The 6,551-nt window shown below is 63.8% G+C and carries 7 protein-coding genes and 1 pseudogene; 2 read left to right on the forward strand and 6 right to left on the reverse strand.

Annotated elements, in window-relative coordinates; translation table 11 throughout:
- Window positions 1-13 precede the first annotated feature (13 nt).
- Both BLR05_RS25085 and BLR05_RS25090 read right to left on the reverse strand, forming a co-directional pair.
- A pseudogene (locus BLR05_RS25085) lies at window positions 14-274 on the reverse strand (transposase); the annotation flags it as partial.
- 64 nt (window positions 275-338) lie between these two features.
- Window positions 339-911 carry an ATP-dependent nuclease gene (locus tag BLR05_RS25090; RefSeq protein ID WP_092840451.1) on the reverse strand — a complete coding sequence of 191 codons (573 nt, stop codon included), beginning with the start codon at window positions 909-911 and terminating at the stop codon, window positions 339-341.
- A 396-nt stretch (window positions 912-1,307) separates the two neighbouring features.
- Between BLR05_RS25090 and BLR05_RS25095 the strand changes: the two genes are divergently transcribed.
- Window positions 1,308-2,819: an MASE1 domain-containing protein gene (locus BLR05_RS25095; RefSeq protein WP_092840454.1), complete on the forward strand. Its 1,512-nt coding sequence runs from the start codon at window positions 1,308-1,310 to the stop codon at window positions 2,817-2,819.
- Here BLR05_RS25095 and BLR05_RS25100 read toward each other — a convergent pair.
- The 3 genes from BLR05_RS25100 to BLR05_RS25110 all read right to left on the reverse strand — a co-directional run bounded on the left by BLR05_RS25100 (window position 2,803) and on the right by BLR05_RS25110 (window position 4,690).
- Window positions 2,803-3,237: a hypothetical protein gene (locus tag BLR05_RS25100; RefSeq protein ID WP_244160187.1), complete on the reverse strand. Its 435-nt coding sequence runs from the start codon at window positions 3,235-3,237 to the stop codon at window positions 2,803-2,805. The two genes, BLR05_RS25095 and BLR05_RS25100, sit on opposite strands and share 17 nt — an antisense overlap.
- A 166-nt stretch (window positions 3,238-3,403) precedes the next feature.
- On the reverse strand, window positions 3,404-3,739 hold the full coding sequence (locus BLR05_RS26910; protein WP_208606073.1) for a hypothetical protein: 336 nt from the start codon (window positions 3,737-3,739) through the stop codon (window positions 3,404-3,406).
- 279 nt (window positions 3,740-4,018) lie between these two features.
- Window positions 4,019-4,690 carry an FMN-dependent NADH-azoreductase gene (locus BLR05_RS25110; protein WP_092840457.1) on the reverse strand — a complete coding sequence of 224 codons (672 nt, stop codon included), beginning with the start codon at window positions 4,688-4,690 and terminating at the stop codon, window positions 4,019-4,021.
- Window positions 4,691-4,805: 115 nt separating this feature from the next.
- On the opposite strand from BLR05_RS25110, the gene BLR05_RS25115 reads away from it, so the two are divergent.
- Entirely contained in the window at window positions 4,806-5,681 is an 876-nt protein-coding gene (locus BLR05_RS25115; RefSeq protein ID WP_092840460.1) for a LysR substrate-binding domain-containing protein, read from the forward strand.
- 51 nt (window positions 5,682-5,732) lie between these two features.
- Here the strand turns inward: BLR05_RS25115 and BLR05_RS25120 are convergent.
- A partial coding sequence (locus tag BLR05_RS25120) for a calcium-binding protein (protein ID WP_279616043.1) occupies window positions 5,733-6,551 on the reverse strand: 819 nt, incomplete at its 5' end.

The following is a 6,551-nucleotide window of genomic DNA, read 5'->3' on the forward strand; positions in this document are numbered from 1 at the left end:
TGCGGGGTCAGCGCTTTACCCCGAAGCCCACCTTCAACGCTTCGATGTGCAGGTGGGCCTCAGCCAGCAGCTTCTTGAGCTTGGCGTTCTCGCCCTCGATCTCGCGTAGTCGTGTGGCCTCACTGGCTTGCATGCCGCCGAACTTGGCGCGCCACTTGTAGAAGGTCGCGTCGCTGAAGCCGCCCAGGCGGCACAGTTCCTTGACCGGCATGCCGCCTTCAGCCTGCTTGAGGAACCCGATGATCTGCTCGTCGGTGAATCTGCTCTTCTTCATGTCCGTTCTTCCTCTGAAAACGGACTCTACTAACCTTCTATTGGTACGCCCTATGGGGAGCAGGTCACCTCGCCCCAAGTTCAGGGAACTCGGTTTCGTCATCGAAGGAACATGAGTCGAAGTCTCCGACAATCCGTTGATACGTCGCCGGGTCGCTGAAATCCGCGCTGCTTCGACCGGTGAAGATGGTCTCGTAGTCGTCGATTGTGATGCCATCTCGAATCGTCTCCAACTCCGAGAAGTCAAAGTCACCGAGGGCCGCCAGCTTCATCCGAATCTCCTTCTTGGGGCGGAAGATCAGGTTGTAGGTGGCCTTGGAAATAGGTCCAGCGTGGATCCCAGCTGTGCCGTGCAAGAACAGCGCCTGGACCGACTCATCTGGGCTGAGGTCCTCGAACTCCATGCTGATGATGATCCAGTGGCCCTTCCACTTATCCAGCGCACGGCTGAAATCGGACTCTTCCAGCCGATAAGCAGCGCGCACCATGTTGTCGTCTAGGAGCAGTCGGATGGCGCGGAGAATGTTGGACTTGCCCGCGCCGTTCTCTCCGATGATGGTATTGACGCCACGCTGAAACTTCAGACTAGTGTTCTTGAAGTTTCGGTAATTGATCAGCGTGAGTTTAGAGATGTGCATGTTTTTGGCCTTCGCGCCCTCCCCCGGGCGCTGTTGTCTATTTGTAAGCTATCGTAGCGAGTGCCTCAACGAGAAACTTGTTCTAGGCTTTGACCCAGGCCAGCGAGCTCGCCGCCCTGTGGCGCCAGGACTACAAGGAAGTGGGTCCTATTGAGGCATCGGCGATGCGCTTAGGTAGCGCTAGCCCCATGCACACGCAGGACGTCCAAGCTGCGTTAGCGGCGGCTGCCATCATTTCGCCTTGGTGAGCTATGAAAAACTTCCGAGTTCACAAGCCCTGAGATCTGCAGCGACAGTTCCACGGTAGCGCTCACGCCATCCGAGGATCTTCCAAGCTGTCTACCCCCAAGATGATGCTGGCTTGTACAGTAACCCTGACATGCCACGGATGGTCGGATGGCCGCGGGGAGACACATCGCTAAAGGCGCTCTACTGAGTGCGGCCTACTGCGCCTCCTTCCTGCTGGCGTGGCGCTACCCCATGGACCAGTGGTACCTGCCTGCGGGGCTGCGCGCAGCGACCCTGCTGTTCATGCCGTACCGTTTTTGGCCCTACCTGCTGGCCGGCGATGCGGCCGCGCTGCTGACGATCCGTGTCCCGATGGTGGAGCGCGGCGCCAGTCCGCTATGGGCCTATGCGAGCCCATTCCTCTTGATGCCGTGCGTCGCCTTGGCGGTGCATGCCGCGCGCCGCCACTTGCCGCAGCTGCTGGACCAGGAGTACCTGCTGCTTCCTCTGTCCCTGGCCCTGGCGCTGTGGAGCACGCTCTGCAATGTCGCTATGAACGCCGCCTTGAAGGGCTACACGGCGCTCACACCCTTGGAGGCGCTGACACGTTACTGGCTCGGCGACTACCTGGGCATGCTGATGTTCATCTTGCCGTCGCTGCTATGGCTGCGCCGAAAGGAACATGGGATCGCTCGGCCACGATTACCGAGGGATGTGCTCCTCAGCTGCGGGGCGGTGGTGGCCTTGTTCCTGGTCGCCGGCACAACGCATGACCACCTCTCCCGCCAAATGCTGATGGGGATGATGGTCATTCCAGCGATCGCGCTGACGCTGCTGCATGGCTGGCGGGGCGCCGCGGCGGGCGTCGTGCTCGCCAATGTCGCCATCGGCATCATGCTGCCGGATGCGATGACGCTGGCGGCCTATCACGCAGAAGCATTCCGGGTGCAGATCGCGCTCGCCGCGGCGGCCACGGGCCTGTTCGTTTTTGGCTCTCGCCTGTCGATCGCATTCGAGCGCGCCGTCCGCTTCCGGCACGAGCGGCAGGAGGCCTTGCAGTTCGCGCAAGCCAGCTATCTGCAGGCGGAGCGCACCTTGCGACGCCGCGTGGTGGAGTACAGCGACCTCACCGTCCACATGAACAAGCTGCGAAAGGACATCGTGGCCCACCTACGCGCCCGAGGACAGCATGCGGCAGCCATGGAGATGACGCGCAGCGGCGTGATCCAGGCGCGGCTGCTGGATGAGTACATCACGGCGCTGTATCCGCTGGGCATCGAGACGCATGGCCTGTTTGAGACATTCCGCTCCGTGGCCATGAGCAACCTGTGCGACACCGAATTCCAGTGCCGTCTGCGCGGAGATCCCATACGGCTCTCGCTCGGGCTGCAGTTGGTGGCCTACCGTTGTGTGCTCAACGTGGTCGAGACCCTGCCGACGGCCAAGCGACACCTTCTCAATGCCCGGGTATGGCGAGCCGGGAACCGCCAAGGCATCGTGGTCTGCGTGGTCGCCGACGCATCCCCGCTGGATCGACAGCGCCCCATAGCCCGGGACGCCGATTGGGAGCTGGCGGCACGGCTCAAAGTGCATGGCGGCACCTGCCGGCGCCGCCATGCCTACTGCCTCAGCTTTCTGGTGTCCGAATCGGTGGGCGAAGGGCTCAGTCTGCGGCGCTGATCTGCCAGGCGTTGCCTCCGCTGCCGGGCACCACGCGCACGACGAAGCCCGAGGTCTGGTACACCACAGTGCCCGCGGTGCTCGCCCCCTTCGCCGGCAAGGTCACGCGGGCCACGTCCGACCCCATCGGCAGCACCCACAGCGTGTCGTTGACCCTGCCCACGGCGGCGCGCACCGTGCCCGCCACATCGTTGATCTGCAGATACGTTACGCCATCGCGCTGGAACTCATAGATGCGCCAGGCAGGGTCCAGCGCTAGGTTCCTGGCCTTCGGCAGGGATTCGCCCAGGCCGGCCGCCGCAGCAGGCGCCCCGTGGCCACCATCAGGGCAGCATGCCTGCGCCGCATGGGCACCAGCCAGCAGAACACCAGCCAGCGCGATACGGGCCAGCACGCTCTTCTTCTTATTCATCTCCATGACTCGTCCTTGTCCCCATCAGGGGAGCTATCGCCTGCGTCTCAGGCAGTTCAAGGTACGTGTTCTGGAAAGCAGAGCGGTTGACAAGCCCAATCCGTAAAGCAGCCAACTGCTACAAGATGTTGCTCTGCGGCATGAAGATACAGCGATCAACAAGTGTCAGGCGTCAGGGCCGCTTTTGGGGATCTACGAAGATCACAGGTGTACCGGCAGCAGAGCCAATGGGCAACTGCTGTTGCGCCCCGGGGGTCACGATCAGAGCAGTCAGCACCTCATCTTGCGGTGAATTGATTTGCACATAGGTCACGCCATCGCGCTCGAATTTATAGACCTTGAAGTGAGGCGAAAGGCTGATGTTCTTGGCCCCTGCGGGGATGCGCTCGCCCAGGCCCTGAATGACTTGTCCCACCGGAGGCATTGGCTCCGCTGCTGTGGCGCATGCGGCTGTGGTCACCGCAGCCAGCATCGCGGCGCACAAAAGGTGGCGAGAGGTGCTGTCCATATCCCATCTCCTAGCGTCTTGCATTGCGACTTGACCAAGCTATCCACGCCGGCCTGCCTCAGCAAGCACCAGCGGAGCGACTGCGTCTACGAGAATGGACAAAGATACGCACCTAGCTGTTCTGCAGCGCTTTGCCTAACCACCGGATGCATAGCCCAGCCTCGGTGATCTTCTCGAACCGACTGCATAGCAACTGCAGAAACACCGATGATGATCCGCACCGGTGCTGGACATGCTGCGAGGCAGCGTGTCCAGCGAAAGCATCTGACGCGGGAATGGTCACCGGCGGGCCAACGTGGCGGCAAGGGCATCCACTTCCGCCTCAGCCCGACGGATCGAATCGGCCAGCCGCTGGTCGGCGAACTCGTCGTATTCGACGGCCACCCCTCGCACATCGGTGATGCCCATGTAGGCGAAGGCCGTCGCGACCGAGGGCTCCACGTGGTTGCGATCGGCGAGGCGCTGTCCTGCGCCGTAGCCGTGATCTCCCCGCGAGGACAGGATCACCAGGCGCTTGCCGGCATCGGCGAGCAATGGCCAGTAAGGCTCGCCATCGCGGCCGCGGTCGAACCCGAAGGTGCGCCCCACCCGCACGATGTTGTCGATGTAAGCCTTGAATTGTGCCGGCGGCCCGAAGTTGTACATGGGCACGCCGGCCACGATGAGGTCGGCCCGCAGCAGTTCGTCCACCAGGACGTCGCTGGTGCGCAAGGCGTCATGCATCCACGGCTCGCGCGCCGGTTCGGGTGTGAACGCTGCATGGATCCAGGGGCCGGTGACGGGCGGAGGTGGTTCATGCCCGATGTCGCGGTAGATCACCTGCGTGTCTGGATGCGCGGACATCCATTGCCTCGCGAAGCGCGCCGTCAGCCGTCGTGTATGCGATCCGTGGGGTGTGGTGTCCGAGCCGCCAGAGCGGGCGCTGGCGTCGATATGCAAAAGGGTGGTCATGGTCCGAGAACTCCGAAGGATGAAATGCATTCAATGCCCATGGAGTCTCCGCGTGCCATGCACCGGCGACAAACGATGAATCTTCACTCAATGGATGATGTGCAATCATCCGTCCATGACCATACGGCTTCCTCCCCTCAGTGCCCTGCGGGCCTTCGAAGCGGCGGCGCGCCTGCGCAGCTTCAAGAAGTCGGCGGAGGAGCTTTCCGTGACCCCCACGGCGATCAGCCACCGGATCCGGGTGTTGGAGGAAGATCTCGGCCGCTCCCTATTCCTGCGCAAGGTGCGTGCGGTGGAACTGACGGCGGAAGGCCACGCCTTGCTGGCCGCGGTCGGCGGCGGGTTCCGGATGATCGCCATGGCAATCGAGCAGTTACGGCAACCGCACCGGCCGTCGGTGACGCTGTCGACGACCCCGGCCTTCGCCACCAAATGGCTGGTTCCCCGGCTCTCCGCGTTCCAGGCAGCGCACCCGGACATCGATCTGCATGTGCATGCGTCCAACGCACCGGTGAACCTGAACGCCGGCATCGCCGATCTGGCGATCCGCTACGGGCACGGCCGTTATCCGGAGGCCACGGCCTCGCTGCTGCGGGAGGACCGCTTCGCGCCCGTCGCCAGCCCGGCGCTGCGGAAGACGCTGCGCAAGGATGCATCCCGGTGGCCTCTGATCCACTTCGACTGGCACCGTCCGCTGCCCGTGGACCTGACCTGGAGCGCCTGGGCACGCCAGGCCGGCCACGATCCGGCCGGCCTGGCGGCAGGCACCCGCTACTCGGAGGAAAGCCATGCCATCCAGGCCGCCGTCGCGGGCCAGGGCGTGGCCCTGCTCAGCCTGCTGCTGGTGGAAGAAGAGCTGCGCATGGGGCTGCTGAACGTGGTTGCCGAACCCGTGCTCGAAGGGATGGCCTACCACGTCCTCACGCCCACGGGGCGCCTCGTATCGGATGCGACGTCACGGGTCGAGGGCTGGCTGGCACGCGTCGCCTGAGAAAGCACGCAGCGCCTCGGCCCAAAGGGCCGAAGACGCCGCGTGTTCGACTCACTTCCAGTTGGCCGCCAGGGTCGTCTCCAACTTGCTCTGGTAGTTCGCTGGCAACTGGGTCTGCCCCGCGGCCGGCGGTGAGAACGACGCCATCGCCTGCGCCAGATTGGCCACTCCCGCATCGGTCAGCGTCTTGCCATCGGCCGCCTTGAACTGCTCGATATGGTTCGCCGCGCCGTCGTACCACCCGTAGAGGGTGATCGAATCCTCCGTGCCGATCACGGACACCCGCAGATTACGGGTGCCCGCCATCTGCTCGAACCAGAGCTGATCGGACGCGATCCCCGGCAGGAACTGCAGCGTGTCGACGTTGCCGGCGGTGGCGTCCACGTCCGCCACCCCGTCAGCGCCATCGCCCCGGCCGAAGAGATACGTGTCGTTGCCCGAACCGCCTTCGATCCAGTCGCCACCCGTGCCCCCTCTCAGAACGTCGTCACCCGACTCGCCGAGCATCAGGTCATAGCCTGCGCCGCCTTCCAGCACATCGTTGCCGCCGCGGCCATACAGGGAGTCGTTCCCCCCTTTGCCCAGGATCACGTCGGCCCCCGCAGTGCCCTCGATGGTGTCGTCGCCCGCGCCGTCCACCGTGGCCAGGTTCGTGAGAGCATCGATGTCCCACGTCGTGCCGTCGTCGAAGCGCACCTGCTGCACCGGATTGGCGGTGTCTCGCGGATCATTCATGAAGAAGAAGTTCTCCACCGTCACCTGATCCGCCGTGCCAGCGATGCCCAGCACCAGCGCGTCTCCCACTCGCTGCACCGTGACGTCCTTCGCACCCACGCCGGGCTTGAAGCGCACCACGTTGAGCTTGCCCTC

The sequence above is a fragment of the Paracidovorax cattleyae genome (assembly GCF_900104515.1).
Classification (GTDB): domain Bacteria; phylum Pseudomonadota; class Gammaproteobacteria; order Burkholderiales; family Burkholderiaceae_C; genus Paracidovorax; species Paracidovorax cattleyae.

Bases quoted from the DNA above. Each gene is read 5' to 3' on its own strand.
- BLR05_RS25090 (WP_092840451.1), bottom strand. From the start codon at position 911: ATGCACATCTCTAAACTCACGCTGATCAATTACCGAAACTTCAAGAAC.
- BLR05_RS25095 (WP_092840454.1), top strand. From the start codon at position 1,308: ATGGCCGCGGGGAGACACATCGCTAAAGGCGCTCTACTGAGTGCGGCC.
- BLR05_RS25100 (WP_244160187.1), bottom strand. From the start codon at position 3,237: ATGGAGATGAATAAGAAGAAGAGCGTGCTGGCCCGTATCGCGCTGGCT.
- BLR05_RS26910 (WP_208606073.1), bottom strand. From the start codon at position 3,739: ATGGACAGCACCTCTCGCCACCTTTTGTGCGCCGCGATGCTGGCTGCG.
- BLR05_RS25110 (WP_092840457.1), bottom strand. From the start codon at position 4,690: ATGACCACCCTTTTGCATATCGACGCCAGCGCCCGCTCTGGCGGCTCG.
- BLR05_RS25115 (WP_092840460.1), top strand. From the start codon at position 4,806: ATGACCATACGGCTTCCTCCCCTCAGTGCCCTGCGGGCCTTCGAAGCG.